Source organism: Halomonas elongata DSM 2581, assembly GCF_000196875.2.
Lineage (GTDB): Bacteria > Pseudomonadota > Gammaproteobacteria > Pseudomonadales > Halomonadaceae > Halomonas > Halomonas elongata.
In genome coordinates this window covers 2,441,386-2,459,644 of record NC_014532.2, presented here as the reverse complement: position 1 = coordinate 2,459,644, position 18,259 = coordinate 2,441,386, and the positions used below count along the sequence as shown (strand labels likewise).

Sequence of the window (18,259 nt, the reverse complement as noted above, 5' to 3'; positions counted from 1 at the left end):
GGGAGCGGGCGTCGTATTCTTCTCGAGCCTGAGGTAGTCCTATGAAATCCGTTTCGACTCCCGGGGAGGCGGCGCGGCCCGGCGGCGCGACGATCTCGCGCCCCAGCGTGGCCGGTCATCTCCAGGCCTGGTTGCCCAAACTGGTGCTGGCGCCGTCCGTGGTGATCTCGCTGTGCTTCGTCTATGGCTTCATGCTGTGGACCTTCGTCCTCTCCCTGACCGATTCGCGCATGTTGCCGAGCTACGACTTCGTCGGCTTCGCCCAGTATGCGCGACTGATGAACAATGAACGCTGGTGGGTGGCGGCCACCAACCTCGGCGTGTTCGGTGTGCTCTTCGTCGCTCTGTGCCTGGTACTGGGGGCGGGGCTGGCGATCCTGCTCGATCAGCGCATCCGTCGCGAGGGCATGCTGCGTACTCTCTATCTGTACCCCATGGCACTGTCGTTCATCGTCACCGGGGTGGTGTGGAAATGGCTGCTCAATCCCGGTCTCGGCATCCAGGCCATGGTGCGTGGCTGGGGATTCGAGTCCTTCACCTTCGACTGGCTGGTGGACCCGGACATGGCCGTCTATACCCTGGTCATCGCGGCGGTGTGGCAGGCCTCGGGCTTCGTCATGGCGCTGTTTCTGGCCGGGCTGCGCGGCATCGACGACAGCATCCTCAAGGCCGCCCAGCTCGATGGGGCCAGCCTGCCTCGCATCTACTGGCGGGTGGTGATGCCCTGCCTGCGTCCCGTGGTGTTCAGCGCGGTGATGATCCTCTCGCACATCGCCATCAAGAGCTTCGACCTGGTGGTGGCGCTGACCGGCGGTGGTCCGGGCTATTCCTCGGATCTGCCGGCGACCTTCATGTACGCCCATGCCTTCACCCGCGCCCAGATCGGCATGGGCTCGGCCAGTGCCATCCTGATGCTGGGTGGCGTGCTGGCGATCCTGGTGCCTTATCTCTATGCGGAATTGCGGAGCCGTCGACATGGATAACGTGATTCGATCCCGGACCCCGGCGGCGCGTGTCTGGCGCCTGATGCTCCACCTGACGCTGCTCGTGGCGGCGCTCTGGTACCTGCTGCCGCTGGCGGTAATGGTGCTGACCTCCATCAAGCCCCTCGACGAGATCGGCGCCGGCAGCCTGCTGGCCCTGCCCGACAACCCGACGCTGGCCCCCTGGCTGAAGGCCTGGGGATCGGCCTGCACCGGCATGCGCTGCGATGGGGTGAGCGGTTACTTCTGGAACTCCTTCGCCATCGTGATTCCCGCTGTGATCATCGCCACCCTGATCGGTGCCCTGAACGGCTACGCCCTGACCAAGTGGCGTTTCAAGGGGGCCGAGCTGGTGTTCGCGATGATGCTGTTCGGCTGCTTCATACCGTTTCAGGTCATCCTGCTGCCCATGGCCCAGACGCTGGGCTGGCTGGGGCTGTCGAGTTCGCGGGCCGGCCTGATATTCGTGCATGTGGTATTCGGTATCGCCTTCACCACGCTGTTCTTCCGCAACTTCTACGTCTCGATCCCCGACGAGCTGGTTTCGGCGGCCAAGCTCGACGGCGCGGGCTTCTTCCGTATCTTCTGGCGAATCCTGCTGCCGGTCTCCAAGCCGATCATCGTGGTCTCGGTGATCTGGCAGTTCACCCAGATCTGGAACGACTTCCTGTTCGGCGTGGCGTTTTCCGGGCACGACACCCAGCCGGTGACGGTGGCGCTCAACAACCTGGTCAACACCTCCACCGGCGTGAAGGAATACAACGTCGACATGGCCGCCGCCATGATCGCCGCGCTGCCGACCCTGGTGGTCTATGTGCTGGCAGGAAAGTATTTCGTGAGGGGGCTCACCGCCGGTTCGGTAAAAGGATAACAACGCGAGGTAATTCGCCATGTCAGCTTTGGAAATCGACAATGTCTGCAAGGATTTCGGTACGACCCGGGTGCTCGAGGAGGTCAGCCTGGCCATCGACTCCGGGGAGTTCCTGATCCTGGTGGGCCCCTCGGGGTGCGGCAAGTCGACCCTGATGAATGCCATCGCCGGCCTGGAGCCGGTCACTTCGGGCCGCATCAAGGTGGGCGGCGACGACATCACCTGGCGAACCCCCGCCGAGCGCGACATCGCCATGGTCTTCCAGTCCTATGCGCTCTATCCGAGCATGACGGTGCACGGCAATATCGCCTTCGGTCTGGAGATGCGCAAGGTGCCGAAGGCCGAGCGGGATGCGGCGGTGGAGCGCGTCGCCGACCTGCTGCAGATCTCGCATCTGCTTAATCGCAAGCCGTCGCAGCTCTCCGGCGGACAGCGTCAGCGCGTGGCCATGGGGCGTGCCCTGGCCCGGGAGCCGCAGATCTACCTGTTCGACGAGCCGCTCTCCAACCTGGACGCCAAGCTGCGCGTCGAGATGCGCACCGAGATCAAGAAGCTCCACCAGCGGCTGGGCACCACCATCGTCTACGTGACCCACGACCAGATCGAGGCCATGACCCTGGCCGACAGCATCGCCGTGATGCGCGATGGCCGAATCCTGCAGTTGGGCACGCCGGACGAGGTCTACAACGATCCGGTCGACAAGTATGTGGCGGGTTTCATGGGCTCGCCGTCGATGAATTTCATCGAGGCGGAACTGGCGGGCGGGCCCGGCGCCTATCGACTGTATGTCGCCACTCAAGGCGAGGCGGCGTTGACGCTGCCGTGGCCGGATTCCCGTGAGACGCCGGTGCTGGCCGAACGTGTCGGGCAGACAGTGACGCTCGGCCTGCGCCCCGAACACTTCGCCGAGGAAGACACCCGACTGGGCGATCGGGCCGAGGGCACGCCGCTTTCGGCCAGGGTCAGTGTGGTCGAGCCCACCGGTGCCGATATCCTGCTGCGCTTGCCGCTCGGCGATACGGAGATCACCGCCCGGGTGGGCCCGGACTGCCGGGTCGCATCGGGTGAACGGCTCGGCCTGCGTGTCGACATGCGACGCGCCGTGCTGTTCGATGCCGACACCGAAGCTCGCCTTGCCTGAGAGGGAAGCCGCCATGACACGAGAATGCCCCGATTCTGCCGATACGCTCCGCGCGACGATTCGTGACACCAAACAGCGCCTGAAACGCGACCTGCCGGATTACCGTGGCGCCTTCGAGCGCGCCCGGGACGACATCCTGACGCAGGTCGAACGCATCAGGGCGGAACGCGCCGCCGGCGAGCATCCGATTCCCCGCTTCGCGGCCGATGACATCATCGCCGGCCGACTCTCCGAGGCCGATCGACAGCGCATTCGCCAGCGCGGTGCCTGTGCCGTCGCCGGTGTCTTCCCGGCCGAGCGCGCGCGACACTGGAATGCCGAGATCGGTGACTACCTCGAGCGCAATCGCTTCATGCAGCGCCTGGCGAATGCCGCCGATGATCCCTATTTCGGCGAGCTCGAACAGGGCAAGCCGCAGATCTACGGCGTCTACTGGTCATCGCCCCAGGTACAGGCGCGCCAGGACGCGCGGCTGTGTGACGTCCAGGTGTTTCTCAATCGCCTGTGGGATGCCGGCGAAGAGTTCGATCCCGGCCATCTAGCCAGCTATGCCGACCGGCTGCGTCGCCGACCGCCGGGTTCGGGAAGCCTGGGGCTGTCGCCTCATGTCGATGGTGGCTCCGTGGAGCGCTGGCTCGACGACGGCTTCCGCTACGTCTATCGCCATGTCTTTCGCGGGGTGCCCGAGCGCTTCGATCCCTTCGCCGCCCTGGGGCGTACCCAGGTGCGCGAGATCGCCTCGCCGGCGGTATGTTCGATGTTCCGCACCTTCCAGGGCTGGACGGCGCTGACACCGCAACGCTCGGGCGCCGGAACCCTGAACCTGATTCCCATCGCCAATGTGATGAGCTATCTGCTGTTGCGGGCATTGCAGGATGATGTGCCGGAGGATGACCTGTGCGGTGCCCGACCCGGTCGCGCGCTGTCGATCGATCCCCACTGGCACGCGCCGTTGCTGGAAGCGCTGACGCCGATTCCCGATCTCGAGCCCGGCGACACCATCTGGTGGCACTGCGATGTGGTGCACGCCGTTGATCCCGAGCATGACGGCGAGTACGACAGCAACGTCATGTACATCGGGGCCGCGCCCTGGTGCGACAAGAATGCGGCCTACCTGCCGGGACAATGGCAGGCCTTCGTCGAAGGACGCACGCCGCCCGATTTCGCGCCGGACGACTTCGAGGTCGACTTCACCGGTCGTGCCCGGCCCGCGGATCTCGATGCCCTGGGCCGCCAGCAGATGGGCGGGTGAAGCGCCTGTGGCCAGGGTGCCTCAGGACGGACGCTTGTCCTTGTTCTCGAGGCGGCGCAGTTGCTGCCAGAGATCGCGGCGCAGGTCGTTGAGGCGGGGCCGTTCGGCCTCGTCGAAGGCCAGCGGCCGGGTCAGGCGCTGGGTGCGCAGCCCGAGTCGCGCGCCCAGCAGGCCGACGCCCAGGCCCTGGGCGGCCCGGGTGGAAAGTCGGCCGGCGAGATCCAGCGAGAGCATCTGCATGCTGGCGTCGCTGGCCAGTTCCGTGGCGCCGGCGAAGGCCATCTGGCGAAAGACGTCGCGCAGCAGGCTAATGCGGGCGGCGTAGCCGAGCTCCAGCCCGTAGAGTCGGCACAAGCGGTCGATCATGGCCAGGTGGCGCCAGGCGACCAGGCCCATGTCGACCAGGGTCAGCGGACTGACCGCCACCATCACGGCGGTCTCGCCGCTCATGCGCGATATCAGCCGCCGTGCCTCGCGGTCGCGCGGGGCAAGCAGATGATGGGCCAGCAGCGGGGCGAGATCCTGACCGTCGTGATGCGGCTCGCGCGCGGCGAGAAAGGCCTGCCAGTGAGGGTGGTCGTCATGCAGGTCGAGCTGGGTCTTGAGGTGACGAGCCAAGGTCATGGCCTGTTCGGGTGAGCACTCGGGCAGCCGTGCCAGCGCCTCGCGCAGGCGATCGTGCCGGCCGAGTCGGCGCAGTCGCCAGAGCTCGCGCAGAATCGCCAGGCTGCCGAGCCCCACGGCGGCGAGGCCGAGCAATTGCCAGCCGGCGGTCAGCCAGTCGCCGCCGGCCAGGCTGGCGGGCAGGCCGGTGATGAATTCGGCGGTTCCCAGGCCCAGTGCGCCGGTGAGCACGCCGAGCAGTCCCCAGCGTCGTTTGCGAGGGCGGCCGAGGTGTACCGCCGGGTCCGGCTGTCCAGGGGCATCCGACTCGTCGCTCGGGGCCAGGGCGCGGCTCGACAGGTCGCTTTCGAAGCGATGGGCCGGGGCGGGGTCCGGCTCGCGAGAGGGCGCCCGGGAATCGAATCGCTGGCCCGGCCGGGGATCCGGCGTGTCCTGGCGTGGGGCGTCGTTCATGTCAACTTGTCTCCGATCAGCCAGTCGAGGGCGGCATCCATGCGAATGTGGGGCAGGGGGCCGGGCTCGCGTGGCAGGGGGCGAAAGGCTGTGAAGTCGAAACCCTGGCGCGCCCAGAAATCGGCATCGGGCAGTCGCGTCGGCACCTCGCCGGGGAAGGTCAGCACGCTCTCGCCGTTCAGGTCGGTGCCGCGCAGGGCCGGTGTCGTCCGTCCGTGCTGGGTAACCTCGCGTACCTCGGTGGCGCGTACCGAGGCCAGGGAGAGCGCCTTGACGGGCACGTTGGCGAAGCGCAGATCCTTGAGTGGCTCGACCAGCAGGGCCTCGAGCAATGCCACCAGGCGCACATGCTGCTCGGGAGTGACGTGGTCGGCCTTGGTGGCGGCAATGGCCAGACGGTCGATGCGCGGGGTGAACAATCGTGACAGCAGACTGCGCTGGCCGTAGTCGAAGCTCTGCATCAGGCGGGACAGGGCGCGCGACAGGTCCTCGAAGCGTTCCGGGCCGGCATTGAGCGCCCCGAGGACATCGACGAGCACGATCTGGCGGTCGAAGCGTCGGAAATGATCCCGATAGAAGGGCCGCACGATGCGTTGCTGGTAGTAGGCGAAGCGCCGCGCCAGGGTGGCGTAGAGGCTGGTGTCGGGCAATGCTGCCAGGGCCTCGGCCGACCAGTCGTCGAGGCCGGGCAGGGGGAAGAACTGCAGCACCGGCGCCCCGGCCAGGTCGCCGGGCAGCAGGAAGCGGCCGGGCTGCAGATCGGAGAAGCCGGCCTCGCGGGCGGCACGCAGCCCCTCGGCGTAGTGTTCGGCCAGTTCGGCGAGACGTGCTTCATCGACCTCGCTGGCCGGGTCGAGCTCCGCGATGGCGGCATGCCAGTCGGCGAACAGGGCGCGTCGGGCGGGGCCGTTGCCCTCGCATTGCGTGCGACTCCAACTGGCGAAGTCATGATCGAGCAGCGGCAGGTCGAGCAGCCATTCGCCGGGATAATCGAAAAGATCGAGCGTCAGTTCGGCGGTGTTGCCGCGCCACCAGTTGGCATGGGCGCGGCGGTAGCGGATCTTCAGGCGCAATTCGCTGATGCCGCGGGTCGGCGTCGGCCAGCTCGGCGGGTCCGCGCCGAGGGCCTGCATGGCCTGGTCGTAGGGGAAGCGCGGTACGCCGAGATCCTGCTGGGCCACGCGCTGGGCACCGAGCAGGCGCTGCTCGCGGGCGGCGCCGAGCAGGTCGAGCCGAGCCTCGAGGCCGGCGTGTCGAAGCTGGTCGACCAGCGAGGTGAGAAAGGCGGTCTTGCCGGCGCGTGACAGACCGGTGACCGCCAGGCGTAGCTGGCGGTCACGGCCGCGTTCAATCAGGTCCTGCAGGTCGCGTGTCAAATCCTGGGGCATTCAAGGTTCCGCCTGGCGTCCATGTCGTCAGCCTCTAATTTGTGGGCGATGGACGCGGAAGGCAAGACCGAGCAGCACCAGCGGCACGGCGCACAAGGGGATCAGCACGACATTGAGCAGCGGCCAGCCCAGGCTGGAGACCGCAGGTCCGGCCAGCAGCGCGGTGATGGCCACGGTGGAGAACACCAGGAATTCGTTGGCGGCCTGGGTGCGGGCCTTCTCGGCGGGACCATGCGCTTCGGTGAGCAGGCCGGTGGCCGGCAGGAAGGTGAAGTTCCAGCCCACGCCGAGCAGCACCAGGCCTGCATAGAAGCCGGCCAATCCGGCATCGAGCTGGGCGGTCAGGGCGCTGGCGATCAGCAGCAGGCAGCCGCAGACGATCATGCGCGAGGCGCCGAAGCGGGCCGTCAGGCGGCCGGTCACGAAGGACGGCAGGAACATGGCCACCACGTGCCACTGAATGGTGGTCGAGACGTGATTGAAATCGTGGCCGGCCTCGGCCATGGCCAGCGGGGTGGCGGTCATCGCCAGGTTCATCACCCCGTAGCCGACCATGGCGCTGATGACCGCCAGCATGAAGACCGGTTGGCGAACGATCTCGCCCAGCGGGCGCTGCTCGCCGGTGCTGGTGTCGTGGGTGCCGGCAGGCATGCGCACGAAGGCCAGCAAGACCAGGGCACAGAGATAGAGCACACCGAGGCCGATGAAGCTGCCCAGGTAGGGCGTGTCGGCCAGGCTGTGACTGTGCCGTGCCAGCCAGGGGCCGAAGAAGGCCGCCAATACGCCGCCGCCCATCACCAGGCCGATGGCACGATCGCGACCGCCCTCGGGCGCGGCCTCGACGGCGGCGAAGCGATAGAGCTGGCCAAAGCCGATACCGATGCCGATCAGCCAGGTGGCGACCAGGAACAGGTCGAAGCGTTGCGCGTGCAGGGCCAATACGGCGAGAGCCGCGCCGGCGATGCCCATCAGGTTGCCGAGCACGAAGCCCCGACGACGGCCCAGCCTGGCCATGATCAGGGAAGCCGGAATGGTGGCGCACATCAGGCCGAGCCATTGCGTGGCCACCGGGGCGGTGGACCAGGCGGGGGCCGGGGCGAGCTGGGCGCCGATCAGCGGTGAGACGGCGATCAGCAGGATGTTGCCGCTCACCAGCAAGGCCTGGCATAGCGAGAGCAGGGAGACGGTCAGGGGCATGGAACCTCCTTGGCGGGTGTCGTGGCGGGGCCGAAGCGTTGGCGGTAGACCGAGGGCGAGACGCCGTACTGGCGATGGAAGAGGCGCCGCAATTGTTCGGCGCGCCCCAGCCGCCACTGCGCGGCCAGCCGTTCGAGCGATGGAGCGGGGCGGGCGTCGAGCAGGTGCATGCGTGCGCCCTCCAGTCGCAGGCGAGTCAGGTAGGCGCCGGGCGTGGTGTCCAGGTGACGCCGAAACAACCTCGACAGATGGCGCGGCGTGACCGACATGCGCGCCGCCATGTTCTCCAGGTCGTGATCGGCGGCAGGATCGGCATGCAACTGGTCGAGCAGTTCACGCAAGGGGCCAGTGGCGCGTTGCTGGCCCAGAAGCGCCTCGCTGAACTGGGCCTGGCCACCGGGGCGATGCAGGAACATCACCAGCTCGCGGGCAACGCGACCCGCAAGGGCGGAGCCGTGGTCGTCCTCGACCATCGAAAGGGCGAGATCGATGCCGGCAGTGACGCCGGCGCTGGTGTAGCGGCCCTTGTCTTCCACGTAGAGGGCATCGGGGATGACGCGGAGTCGTGGATAGGTTCGGGCCAGGGCGTCGCAGTGGCGCCAGTGAGTGGTGGCCTGGCGGTCGTCCAGTAGCCCCGCTTCCGCCAGCAGGAAGGCACCGCTGCAGATGGCCCCCAGCCGCCGGATGTCGGGAGCGAGCTCGCGCAGCCCGTCGATGTGGTGGCGTTGTCGGCACTGCTGAAAGACGCCACTGCCCCCGGCGATCAGCAGGGTATCCGGGGCGCCGAGTGCCTCCAGGCCCTGCCAGTCGAGATCGGCCATCATCGCCAGGCCACCGTTGGTGACCAGGGTGCCGGGAGAGTGGGCGACCAGGCTCAGTTCATAGAGCGGCTGGTCGGCGAGTGTGTTGGCGCTGGCGAAGACCTGCCAGGGGCCGCAAACGTCGAGAACCTGGCAATCGGGATAGGCGAGCAGTACCACGCGACGTGCATGGGGCGATGGGGAGGTCATGGGTGGCTCCGGAACTCAACGCAGTGGCTTGAGTCTGGCGGAAGGCAGGAGTGTCCACAATGACCGATATCCCACCGATAGGGACATGGTGGTCAGGTGCATGCGGTGGCGAAACGACGATGCCCCGCGTGGAAGCGGGGCATCGAGGTCGCGCAAAAGGTTGGCGTCGTCAGCCGGCGAAGGCGGCATACATGATGACGACCAGGACCACCAGGATGATGCCGACGGGTACCGCTCCCTTCCAGGGCGTGAGATCGACCGCGCCGCTGTCCTCGTGAATCCAGGCCTCGGGCCGGGGGCGCAGCTTGCCGATGATCAGCATGCCCACGACCAGCAGCACGAAGACGGCGCCGACGAAGTGGAACTCATGCATGACCTGGGGCAGCTTGTCGAACGGCGGAATGAAATAACCGGCGAAGATCAGCAGACAGCCGCCGACCAGGGCGATCTTGGCGGCCATGGCCGGCACACGCTTGGTCAGCAGGCCGACCAGAACCACCGCCAGGATGGGGATGAAGTAGATGGCATTCATCTTCTGCAGGTAGCCGAACAGGCTTTCCTGACCGGCCAGCAGCGGGGCGATGGTCATGGCGATCACGGCCATGAGCCAGCCGAAGATCTTGCTGGCGCGCACCACCTGTGCCTCGCTGGCATCCTTGTTGAGCACGCCCTTGTAGAAGCCGAGACTGAACAGGGTGGTGGTACTGTTCAGTGCCGAGTTGAAGGACGACAGAATGGCGCCGACCATCACGGCGGCGAAGAAGCCGGTGAGGTAGGGCGGCAGCACGTTGAACACCAGGTGACCGTAGGCTTCGTCGGCCTTGATGCCCTGATCGGCATAGAGGTGGTAGGCGATGATGCCGGGCAGTACCAGGTAGATGGGGCCGAGCAGCTTGAAGAAGCCGGTCAGCAGCACGCCCTTCTGGCCTTCGGCCAGGTTCTTGGCGGCGAAGGTGCGCTGGATGATCTGCTGGTTGGTGGTCCAGTAGAAGACGTTGATCAGGAAAACGCCGGTGAACAGGGTGAAGAAGGGCACCTGCTGGTCGGACCCGCCGATGGAATCGAGCTTGTCCGGATGGGTCTGCTTGAGGGTATCCCAGCCGGCCATGATGCCGCTGCCATCACTGATCGCCTGCAGGCCGAAGTAGACGATGACGAAGCCACCGACCAGCAGGCCGATGCCATTGAGCGTATCGGAAACGGCGACGGTACGCAGGCCGCCGAACAGGGCATAGACCGAGCCGATCAGCCCCACCAGCCAGACGGTCAGCCACAGCAGCAGTGTCGGCGACTCGATGCCTGTCAGCCCATGCAGGTCAAGCATGCCCTGCAAGCCCATGGCCCCCGAGTAGAGGATGATCGGCAGCAGAATCACCGCATAGGCAAGCAGGAAGATCACGTTGGTGATGCGCTGTGTGGCCTTGTCGAAGCGTATCTCCAGCAGCTGCGGCACGGTGGCGATGCCGCTGCGCAAAAAGCGCGGCAGGAAGAACAGTGCCAGCAGCACCAGGGCGATGACGGCCACCACTTCCCAGGCCATCACGCTCAGGCCGTCGCTGAAGGCGGAGCCGTTGAGCCCGACCATCTGCTCGGTGGAGAGGTTGGTCATCAGCAGTGAGCCAGCGATCAGCGGGAAGGTCAGGCTGCGACCGGCCAGGAAGAGCCCGTTGGTACTCTTGTGGTCGTCGCGGCGGGTGATCCGCCAGGTGATGAGGGCCACCAGACCCGTGAAGAACAGGAAAGAAGCGAGTGTCAGGGCATGCATGTCAGAAGGTTCCGTAAATGTCGGGGTTTATTGCCGTGTCGCTCGCACTTTTAAAAATTAAATTTCGTAAATTTACAGCGACGCGGGGAGTTTAGGAGCCGTGCAAGCAGATGCCATACGCCTTTCGTCTAGTGCCTTTTGGCTAGTACCTTTCGTCTGCTACTGATCGGGGTATTGCACCGCTTACCCATCATGGCGAGCTGCTAAGCTGGATGATGAGCCGAACGGGCAGGGAATGACGAGATGACGATGCACGAAGAGCCGAGGCAGGTACTGGCGTTCTGGTTCGAGACCCTGGAGCCGGCCCAGTGGTTTCGCAAGGATCCGGCCCTGGATGCCGAGATCGCCGAGCGTTTCGCCGATACGCTGGAAGCGGCACTACGCGGCGAGCTCTGGCGCTGGCGCGAGACACCCCGGGGCAGGCTGGCGGAAGTGATCGTGCTCGATCAGTTCTCGCGCAATATCCATCGTGACACGCCTCGGGCCTTCGCCGCCGATCCCGTTGCCCTGGTCCTGGCCCAGGAAGCCGTGGCTCGGGGCGATGATCGGGCGCTCGAACCCGGGGAGCGCGCTTTCCTCTATATGCCTTACATGCACAGCGAGTCGCGGGTCGTTCATGACGAAGCGCTGCGCCTTTTCGATCAGCCCGGCCTGGAGCGCAACCTGGAGTTCGAACATCGGCATCGCGCGATCCTCGAGCGCTTCGGGCGCTATCCCCATCGCAACGTCATCCTGGGCCGGCATTCGACGGTCGAGGAACTGGCATTTCTCGAGCAGCCAGGGTCTTCCTTCTGACATCCTGGCAAGGCACCATCATTGGAGCCACCAACCGGAAAGGAGAACGGCATGAGTATCATTGCATGGTTGATCATTGGAGGACTGGCGGGCTGGATTGCCGGCAACATCATGCGTGGCGGCGGTTTCGGGCTGCTGGGCAATATCGGCGTGGGAGTCGTCGGCGCAGTGGTCGGCGGTTTCCTGTTCAGCCTGCTCGGGCTGTCATCCGGCGGGTTCATCGGTTCACTGGTGACCGCCGTGGTGGGAGCCGTGGTGCTGCTGTGGGTCATCGCCAAGGTCAAGAAGGCCTGACGCGGACGCCTTGTCCGTCATGAAGCACGTTTGGCATGAAAAAGCGCCGCCCTTCGGGGCGGCGCTTTGCTGTGGCAGCAAGATCAGATCCTGGCTCAGGCGGTGGCGGCGCTCTGCTGGCCGACCAGCTCCTTCAGGCAGGTCTCGATGATGTCCAGGCCTTCCTCGAGGACCGCGTCCTCGATGGTCACCGGCATCAAGAACCGGATGGTGTTGCCGTACATGCCGCAGGACAGCAGGATCAGGCCCTTTTCGCGAGCTTTCTTGCACAGGGCTCCGGTCAGTTCGGCGTCCGGGGAATGCGCGTTCTTGTCGGCGACCACGTCGAAGGCGGCCATGGCGCCCATGTTGCGGGCGTTGTCGATGCAGGCGAAGTCGTTCTGCCAGGTGGCGAAGCGGGCGGCCAGCTTGTCGCCCAGCGCCTGGCTCTTCTCGAGGATGTTCTCCTGCTCGAAGACCTCGAGCACCGCCAGGGTCGCCGCGCAGGATACCGGGCTGCCCGTGTAGGTGCCGCCCAGGGAGTTGCCGCCGGAGGCGTCCATCACCTTGTCGGTACCGACCACGGCGGAGATCGGCATGCCGTCCGCCATGCTCTTGGCCATGGTCATGATGTCGGGCTCGACGCCGCTGTGCTCGATGGCGAACAGCTTGCCGGTACGGCCGAAGCCGGACTGTACTTCGTCGATGATCATCAGGATGCCGTGCTCGTCGCAGATCTCGCGGATCGCCTTGAGGAAGCTGGGCGGCGCCGGATAGAAACCGCCTTCGCCGAGTACCGGCTCGAGCACGATGGCTGCGGTGTCCTTGGGGTTGGCGTCGGTCTTGAGGGCCATCTTCAAGCCGCGCAGGGCTTCGTCTTCGCTGACGCCGTGGTAGGGCACCGGGAAGGGCGCGCGGAAGACATTGCCCGGCATGCTGCCGAAGTCGGTGGCATAAGGGGCGACCTTGCCGTTCATGGCCATGGTCATGAAGGTACGGCCGTGATAGCCGCCGTCGAAGCAGATCACGTTGTTCTTGCCGGTGGCGGCACGCGCGACCTTGACGGCGTTCTCCAGGGCCTCGGCGCCCGAGTTGGCCAGCATGACCTTGGCATGGCCGCGTACCGGCGTGACCTGGCTGAGCTTCTCGGCCACTTTCACGTAGCCTTCATAGGGCATCACCGTCTGGCAGGTGTGCATCACGCGGTCCAGCTGTGCCTTGACCGCCTCGACCACCTTGGGATGACGGTGACCGATGTTGAGCACGCCGATGCCACCGGCGAAATCGATGAAGCGGTTGCCGTCGGCATCCCAGATCTCGGCGTTCTCGGCGCGATCGGCGAACGCGGTGGCGGGACTGGCGGCGCCGCTGGCGACATAGCGCTGCTTGAGTTCGTTGAGTTGGGCGTTGTTCATGGCTGTCTCCTGGGATCGAAAATATGGGGGCGATTACAAGCCGCCGACACAGACGTATTTTAGTTCAGTGTATTCATCCAGACCGTGGTGCGACCCTTCGCGTCCCAGCCCGGATTCCTTGACGCCGCCGAAGGGCGCAAGCTCGGTGGAGAGGAGGCCTTCATTGACCGCCACCATGCCATATTCCAGCGCTTCCATGACATGCCAGATACGGCGATAGTCATTGGCGTAGAAGTAGGCGGCCAGGCCGAATTCGGTGGCGTTGGCCATGGCGATGGCCTCTTCTTCGGTGTCGAAGCGGAACACCGGTGCCAGCGGACCGAAGGTCTCTTCGGTGGCCACGCGCATGCTGTCGTCGACGTCACCGATCACCGTGGGCTGGAAGAAGGTGCCTCCCAGCTCGTGGGGCTGGCCGCCGCAGATCAGTCGGCCGCCCTTGTCGAGGGCATCGGCGATATGCTCGCGAACCTTGTCCACGGCGGCATCGTTGATCAGCGGACCCTGGACCACGCCGTCTTCCAGTCCATTGCCTACCTGGAGTTCGGCGACGCGAGTGGCCAGCTTGTCGAGGAAGGTCTCGTAGACGCCGGCCTGCACCAGCATGCGGTTGGTGCACACGCAGGTCTGGCCCGAGTTGCGGAACTTGGAGGCCACCGCACCTTCCACGGCAGCGTCGAGGTCGGCATCGTCGAAAACGATGAACGGCGCGTTGCCGCCGAGTTCCATGGACGTCTTCTTGACCGTGCCGGCGCACTGGGCCAGCAGCCGCTTGCCCACGGCGGTGGAGCCGGTGAAGGACACCTTGCGTACCCGCGGGTCGGTGGTGAGTACCTCGCCGATTTCGGCGGGACGGCTGGCGGTCACCACATTGATGACGCCTGCGGGAATACCAGCGTCCTCGGCCAGCTTGGCCATGGCCAGGGCGGTCAAGGGCGTCGCCTCGGCGGGCTTGACCACTACCGTGCAACCGGCCGCCAGTGCCGGGGCGCACTTGCGGGTGATCATCGCCAGGGGGAAGTTCCAGGGCGTGATGGCTGCCACTACGCCGATGGATTCGCGCAGCACCAGGATGCGCTTGTCGGCGCCATTGCCGGGCAGCGTCTCGCCGGCCACGCGCTTGGCCTGTTCGGCGTAGAACTCGACGAAGCTGGCGCCATAGGCGACTTCGCCGCGGGATTCGGTCAGCGGCTTGCCCTGCTCGCGGGTCATCAAGCGGGCCAGGGCTTCCTGATTGGCCATGATGCGTTCGAACCAGGCGCGCAGCAACGCGGCCCGCTCCTTGGCGGTCTTGCGGCGCCAGTCGTGCCAGGCCGTCTCGGCGGCGGCCACGGCCTGGCGAGCGTCTTCGGCATCGAGGTCGGGGACATTGGCCAGCGTCTCGCCGGTAGCGGGATCGGTGACGGCGAAGCGACGCTCGGCGTCACGCCATTGGCCGGCTATATAGGCCTTGTCGATGAGCAGGGAAGTATCGGTGTTCATGGCAGCGGACTCACGTGAATGACTATCTTGTTTGACGAGTGTGCATTATTTACAACATGCCGCCAAGTCCCCGCGATATCTTTCCTCGAACGGCTTTCGAGCATCGGCGCGACGCCTGCTTTCCGTTACACTATGTCGCCGAATTCACAAAGGACGCGTCTTGCGTTCCCCGATCCTGATGTGTGGCGAGGTGTGCCTTGGTCGATCCCTTGAATGCCTGGTGGGCCCAGCAACTGGTGTTGTGCGGTTGGGCCTTTGCGCCCGACCCCCTGGCACTCGAGCCGGAGGAGGCGCGCACCCGCCTGGCGAATCTCGACGTCGTCGATCGCGGGGAACTGGGTTGGCGCCTGCTGGAGGCACTGGATAGCGCCCACCCCGATCCGGCCCGCCTGTTGGCTGCATTGGATGTGGTGGCCCTGGCTGGGGCGGTCGGATGGCTGAGTGAATCGCGGGCCCGGCAATGGGGACAGCGCCTGGCCGAGGAGATTCATGCTCACCATGCCAGCCTTGACGACTGGCTGGCGGCGTTGCGTCGCGCGCGCAACGATGAAGGCTGGGTGCGCGGCGATGACGGCTTTGCCGAGGCCTGCGAAGCCCTGGCCACCCTGGAGCATGATGGCGAAGGCGTGACCTGGGAAATGCTGCGCGACTGGCTGCTGGCCAATCGACGGACGCCGGCGCTGTGGCCCGAGGAGGCCGAGGCTCGGGTATGGCGGCTGAGAGCCGCCTTCAGCCCGGTGCTGGAAACGTCGGCTGGCGCGCTTGACTGGCAGGGGCTCGAGACCTGGCTGGCCGAGTCTTGGCAGGTGACGGGGCGCGATGAGCTGATTCGTCTGCTCCTGTGGCTGGGAGCCCAGGGCGACCGGCAGGGCTGGGATCTCGATGCCAACCGATTACTCGAGGCCGATGCCGAGGCGCGCCGCCGCTGGCATGCCGGACTGGCTCCCCGGGACCGCGATTTTGGTCGTGTCCTGCTGGGCTTCGTGGAAAGGGGCGAGCCGCTGGAATGGGCCGCCTGGGACTGGCTGCGACTGATCGATCTGGCCTGGGCCGGTGCTTGCCTCGGCTGGCTTGCCGACGACGAGGCCCGGGACGTGGCGCTGCATGGTGCGGATCTGATACTGCGCCGCTACAGCGACTGGCCGGCGCTCGCCAGGGCCTATCAGCGAGGGCGCAGCCTGTTCGAAGGGCAGGACCTGCTGGGCGACTTCGAGGCCGATTGGCGATTGCTCCTGCATGCACCGGTGAGCCCCTGGAAGCCCGCTCTGCAGGAATTGATCGATGCCGAACAGATCGAAGCCTCTCGGAAACGCATACGCGAATGGCGTCGTGAGCCGCGTCATTGGGTGCTGGCCCTGGCGGCGGTGCGCGAGCCCGAGCTGGCATTGCGCCAGGGGGTGGCGCCGAGTCTGCCGCTGGCGCGTTGCGAGGATGCGCGCGGCCATCTGACCGAGACCCTCGACCTGCATGCCGATGAAGGTGTCGAGGCGCTGGCGCGCTACTGGTTGCCGGCCCAGGCCCATCATCTCAACCAGCTCGCGGCGGATGCGGCCCATGGCGCCTTGCCGCCATCCCGGACGCCCTTCGGCGAGGTTGCGGGTGACGACCTGACCGGTCGCGATGCGCTGGGACGTGCCAGCCGTCATGCCGCCACCATCCACATGGCGGAGAAGTTCGCCTTCCACCTCCAGATGGCCATGGACAGCGAGTGGTTCGAGGCACCGCGCCTGGCGGAGCTGGCGGCGGCGTTGCAGGGCTCATTGTGCCGTTTCTATCCCGATGCCCGCCGCCTGCTGTCGGCCTGGGCACAATGGGAGGCCTTGTTGCCCGAGCCCGAGCAACCCTCCTTGGTGGCGGAGATCCTCTGGCATCGCGATGATCCGGGCAGTCTCTTCCACTGGCTCGACTGGCGCAGTGGCGAGTGGCGGGAGCCGGGGCCGCGTCCGGGGCTCAGCCAGTTCACCGCCATGGCTCTGGTCGGGCCGCTCAACAGCGCGATCTGGAGCCTGCCGCAGCCGGAGAGCGAACGCGAGTGCGCCTCGATCCGCGAGTGGGTGGATGGCCATTATGCCGTGCAGGGTCCGGAAGGGCTGGCGGAGTTCATCGATTACCTGCTGGAGGTCGGCGACCGTCAGGAATACCAGATCAACTATGCGCCTTATACCCTGAACCCGGCTCGCCTGGCCTCGGAGATCGCGACGCTTGAGAGCGACGAGTGCGGCGAGGAGGAGCGCAATCATCTATTGCGTCTCAAGCGTGTACGCGCCAATGAGGATGGCTGCAACGACCTGGATCTCACCGCCTGGGATCTGGCCCAGGCCGTGGATCTTGCCATTGCCGGTCGTCAACTGGACTGGCTGAGCGAGGAGGCGTTCTTTGCCAGGCTGCGGCGTGCTCATGCCCTGGCCGCCAGCCATTACGGAGGATGGGAGGAGTACGCACGAGGCCTCTATGCGGGCTTTTCCTTCTTCATGGGGGAAACGCCCGAGCGCGAGGCATTCCTGGGCGGCTTTCGCCAGGCTCTGGCGAGCTGGCTGGCCGCCGCGCCGCCACTGGCAGGCCCCTGGGCGACCCTGGACTTTCCCGGTGCGCGCCCGCGTCACTGGGCGCCGATGCATGTGGATACGCTACCGGGGGATGAGCGGTTACTGCATTGATCGTGCGTTCAGGGAACGCGCATCCAAGAAATATTGTTAAATAGCGGAACGTATAAGTCGTTGTTCTTGGCTATTATGCAAAAAATGTCTATGCTGAGGCGCGATAAGTCCATCCGCGCATGAGCGGGTCTGGCCGGCCGGGTCATCGCCAATGCCAGGCGGGGCAAGATGCCGTGAGAGTGGACAGTCACGAGTAGCAAACGATGTCGCTGGGCCGGTTTTTGCCTGAGATGGCCGGATGTGGCTCGTCCTGAATGATGCCTAGAAAGCCAAGCCAGGATAGCAATCAAGGAGTATGACAGGGTGAGGGAGCAGGGATGATCAATCCAGGGTCGCGTCGCCTCGTTCCCGTGGCGTTATCGTGTCTCATGCTGGCGGGTTGTGCCGCCTCGGGCGGTTCCCCGTCACCGGAAGAATCAACGGGCAATTATTTTGCCCGTGACCTGCCGGGCCTGCCCGGAGGCCCGATGATGTCGCCAGCAGATAATCCCATCCTGCAGGCGCGCCAACTGGGCAATCCGCCACCCACCCTGATTCGCCGGGCCTTGCTGGCCCAGCATGAGCGCTGGTTGGGCACTCCCTACCGACTGGGCGGCACCACGCGTCGCGGCATCGATTGTTCGGCGCTGGTGCAGAATGTCTTCGCCGATACCTTCCGTCTCGAAATGCCGCGCACCACGGCCCGCCAGGTTCATGAAGGTCGACGGATATCGCGGGATGAATTGCGTCCCGGCGATCTGGTGTTCTTCCGTCCTCCCGGTGCCTATCGGCATGTGGGGATCTACGTCGGCGAAGGCCGTTTCCTGCATGCGTCGTCCTCGCGCGGCGTCAAGCTCTCCTCCCTGGATAACCAGTACTGGCAGCGCTATTACTGGCAGAGTCGGCGTGCGCTGGATACCCGGCACCTGGCGCAGCGTCTCGACAGCAGTGTGATCGCTTCCGGCGAGGGGTGATGG

Annotated in this window: 15 protein-coding genes; 8 read left to right on the top strand and 7 right to left on the bottom strand. The window is 65.8% G+C overall.

Annotation, left to right across the window (positions count from 1 at the left end; all coding sequences use genetic code 11):
• The first annotated feature begins 41 nt into the window (after positions 1-41).
• Genes HELO_RS11550 through HELO_RS11535 form a run of 4 tightly spaced genes read left to right on the top strand, consistent with a single transcriptional unit; the run spans position 42 to position 4,247 of the window.
• A complete protein-coding gene (locus tag HELO_RS11550) occupies positions 42-983 on the top strand; it encodes a carbohydrate ABC transporter permease (RefSeq protein ID WP_013332849.1) in 942 nt (313 codons plus the stop codon).
• Positions 976-1,854 carry a carbohydrate ABC transporter permease gene (locus tag HELO_RS11545; RefSeq protein ID WP_013332848.1) on the top strand — a complete coding sequence of 293 codons (879 nt, stop codon included), beginning with the start codon at positions 976-978 and terminating at the stop codon, positions 1,852-1,854. The genes HELO_RS11550 and HELO_RS11545 overlap by 8 nt, the downstream gene beginning before the upstream one ends.
• 19 nt (positions 1,855-1,873) lie before the next feature.
• A complete protein-coding gene (locus HELO_RS11540; protein WP_013332847.1) occupies positions 1,874-2,995 on the top strand; it encodes an ABC transporter ATP-binding protein in 1,122 nt (373 codons plus the stop codon).
• A 13-nt stretch (positions 2,996-3,008) separates the two neighbouring features.
• A complete protein-coding gene (locus HELO_RS11535) occupies positions 3,009-4,247 on the top strand; it encodes a YbiU family protein (protein ID WP_013332846.1) in 1,239 nt (412 codons plus the stop codon).
• Between the two features lie 21 nt (positions 4,248-4,268).
• Here the strand turns inward: HELO_RS11535 and HELO_RS11530 are convergent, their stop codons facing one another.
• The 5 genes from HELO_RS11530 to HELO_RS11510 all read right to left on the bottom strand — a co-directional run bounded on the left by HELO_RS11530 (position 4,269) and on the right by HELO_RS11510 (position 10,684).
• Positions 4,269-5,324, bottom strand: a complete 1,056-nt coding sequence (locus tag HELO_RS11530; RefSeq protein ID WP_013332845.1) for a TIGR01620 family protein — start codon at positions 5,322-5,324, stop codon at positions 4,269-4,271.
• A complete protein-coding gene (locus HELO_RS11525) occupies positions 5,321-6,712 on the bottom strand; it encodes a YcjX family GTP-binding protein (protein WP_013332844.1) in 1,392 nt (463 codons plus the stop codon). Before HELO_RS11525 ends, HELO_RS11530 begins: the two co-directional genes overlap by 4 nt.
• A gap of 27 nt (positions 6,713-6,739) precedes the next feature.
• The gene (locus tag HELO_RS11520; RefSeq protein WP_013332843.1) at positions 6,740-7,909 is read right to left on the bottom strand and encodes an MFS transporter; all 1,170 of its coding nucleotides are present in this window, start codon (positions 7,907-7,909) and stop codon (positions 6,740-6,742) included.
• The gene (locus tag HELO_RS11515; RefSeq protein WP_013332842.1) at positions 7,900-8,919 is read right to left on the bottom strand and encodes a GlxA family transcriptional regulator; all 1,020 of its coding nucleotides are present in this window, start codon (positions 8,917-8,919) and stop codon (positions 7,900-7,902) included. Before HELO_RS11515 ends, HELO_RS11520 begins: the two co-directional genes overlap by 10 nt.
• A 169-nt stretch (positions 8,920-9,088) precedes the next feature.
• Positions 9,089-10,684, bottom strand: a complete 1,596-nt coding sequence (locus HELO_RS11510; RefSeq protein WP_013332841.1) for a solute:sodium symporter family transporter — start codon at positions 10,682-10,684, stop codon at positions 9,089-9,091.
• A 243-nt stretch (positions 10,685-10,927) separates the two neighbouring features.
• Between HELO_RS11510 and HELO_RS11505 the strand changes: the two genes are divergently transcribed.
• Together HELO_RS11505 and HELO_RS11500 are read left to right on the top strand one after the other, a co-directional pair.
• Entirely contained in the window at positions 10,928-11,479 is a 552-nt protein-coding gene (locus HELO_RS11505; protein ID WP_013332840.1) for a DUF924 family protein, read from the top strand.
• Between the two features lie 51 nt (positions 11,480-11,530).
• On the top strand, positions 11,531-11,773 hold the full coding sequence (locus HELO_RS11500) for a GlsB/YeaQ/YmgE family stress response membrane protein (RefSeq protein ID WP_013332839.1): 243 nt from the start codon (positions 11,531-11,533) through the stop codon (positions 11,771-11,773).
• Between the two features lie 95 nt (positions 11,774-11,868).
• Here HELO_RS11500 and gabT read toward each other — a convergent pair whose 3' ends face one another.
• Both gabT and HELO_RS11490 read right to left on the bottom strand, forming a co-directional pair.
• On the bottom strand, positions 11,869-13,167 hold the full coding sequence (gene gabT, locus HELO_RS11495; protein WP_013332838.1) for a 4-aminobutyrate--2-oxoglutarate transaminase: 1,299 nt from the start codon (positions 13,165-13,167) through the stop codon (positions 11,869-11,871).
• Positions 13,168-13,200: 33 nt separating this feature from the next.
• Positions 13,201-14,646 (bottom strand): NAD-dependent succinate-semialdehyde dehydrogenase, encoded by a 1,446-nt coding sequence (locus tag HELO_RS11490; RefSeq protein WP_013332837.1) that lies wholly within the window; start codon positions 14,644-14,646, stop codon positions 13,201-13,203.
• Positions 14,647-14,843: 197 nt separating this feature from the next.
• Between HELO_RS11490 and HELO_RS11485 the strand changes: the two genes are divergently transcribed.
• Together HELO_RS11485 and HELO_RS11480 are read left to right on the top strand one after the other, a co-directional pair.
• Positions 14,844-17,303, top strand: a complete 2,460-nt coding sequence (locus HELO_RS11485; RefSeq protein WP_013332836.1) for a DUF1266 domain-containing protein — start codon at positions 14,844-14,846, stop codon at positions 17,301-17,303.
• A gap of 467 nt (positions 17,304-17,770) precedes the next feature.
• A complete protein-coding gene (locus tag HELO_RS11480; RefSeq protein WP_013332835.1) occupies positions 17,771-18,256 on the top strand; it encodes a C40 family peptidase in 486 nt (161 codons plus the stop codon).
• Positions 18,257-18,259: the final 3 nt, after the last annotated feature.

Bases quoted from the DNA above. Each gene is read 5' to 3' on its own strand.
- HELO_RS11550 (WP_013332849.1), top strand. From the start codon at position 42: ATGAAATCCGTTTCGACTCCCGGGGAGGCGGCGCGGCCCGGCGGCGCG.
- HELO_RS11545 (WP_013332848.1), top strand. From the start codon at position 976: ATGGATAACGTGATTCGATCCCGGACCCCGGCGGCGCGTGTCTGGCGC.
- HELO_RS11540 (WP_013332847.1), top strand. From the start codon at position 1,874: ATGTCAGCTTTGGAAATCGACAATGTCTGCAAGGATTTCGGTACGACC.
- HELO_RS11535 (WP_013332846.1), top strand. From the start codon at position 3,009: ATGACACGAGAATGCCCCGATTCTGCCGATACGCTCCGCGCGACGATT.
- HELO_RS11530 (WP_013332845.1), bottom strand. From the start codon at position 5,324: ATGAACGACGCCCCACGCCAGGACACGCCGGATCCCCGGCCGGGCCAG.
- HELO_RS11525 (WP_013332844.1), bottom strand. From the start codon at position 6,712: ATGCCCCAGGATTTGACACGCGACCTGCAGGACCTGATTGAACGCGGC.
- HELO_RS11520 (WP_013332843.1), bottom strand. From the start codon at position 7,909: ATGCCCCTGACCGTCTCCCTGCTCTCGCTATGCCAGGCCTTGCTGGTG.
- HELO_RS11515 (WP_013332842.1), bottom strand. From the start codon at position 8,919: ATGACCTCCCCATCGCCCCATGCACGTCGCGTGGTACTGCTCGCCTAT.
- HELO_RS11510 (WP_013332841.1), bottom strand. From the start codon at position 10,684: ATGCATGCCCTGACACTCGCTTCTTTCCTGTTCTTCACGGGTCTGGTG.
- HELO_RS11505 (WP_013332840.1), top strand. From the start codon at position 10,928: ATGACGATGCACGAAGAGCCGAGGCAGGTACTGGCGTTCTGGTTCGAG.
- HELO_RS11500 (WP_013332839.1), top strand. From the start codon at position 11,531: ATGAGTATCATTGCATGGTTGATCATTGGAGGACTGGCGGGCTGGATT.
- gabT (WP_013332838.1), bottom strand. From the start codon at position 13,167: ATGAACAACGCCCAACTCAACGAACTCAAGCAGCGCTATGTCGCCAGC.
- HELO_RS11490 (WP_013332837.1), bottom strand. From the start codon at position 14,646: ATGAACACCGATACTTCCCTGCTCATCGACAAGGCCTATATAGCCGGC.
- HELO_RS11480 (WP_013332835.1), top strand. From the start codon at position 17,771: ATGATGTCGCCAGCAGATAATCCCATCCTGCAGGCGCGCCAACTGGGC.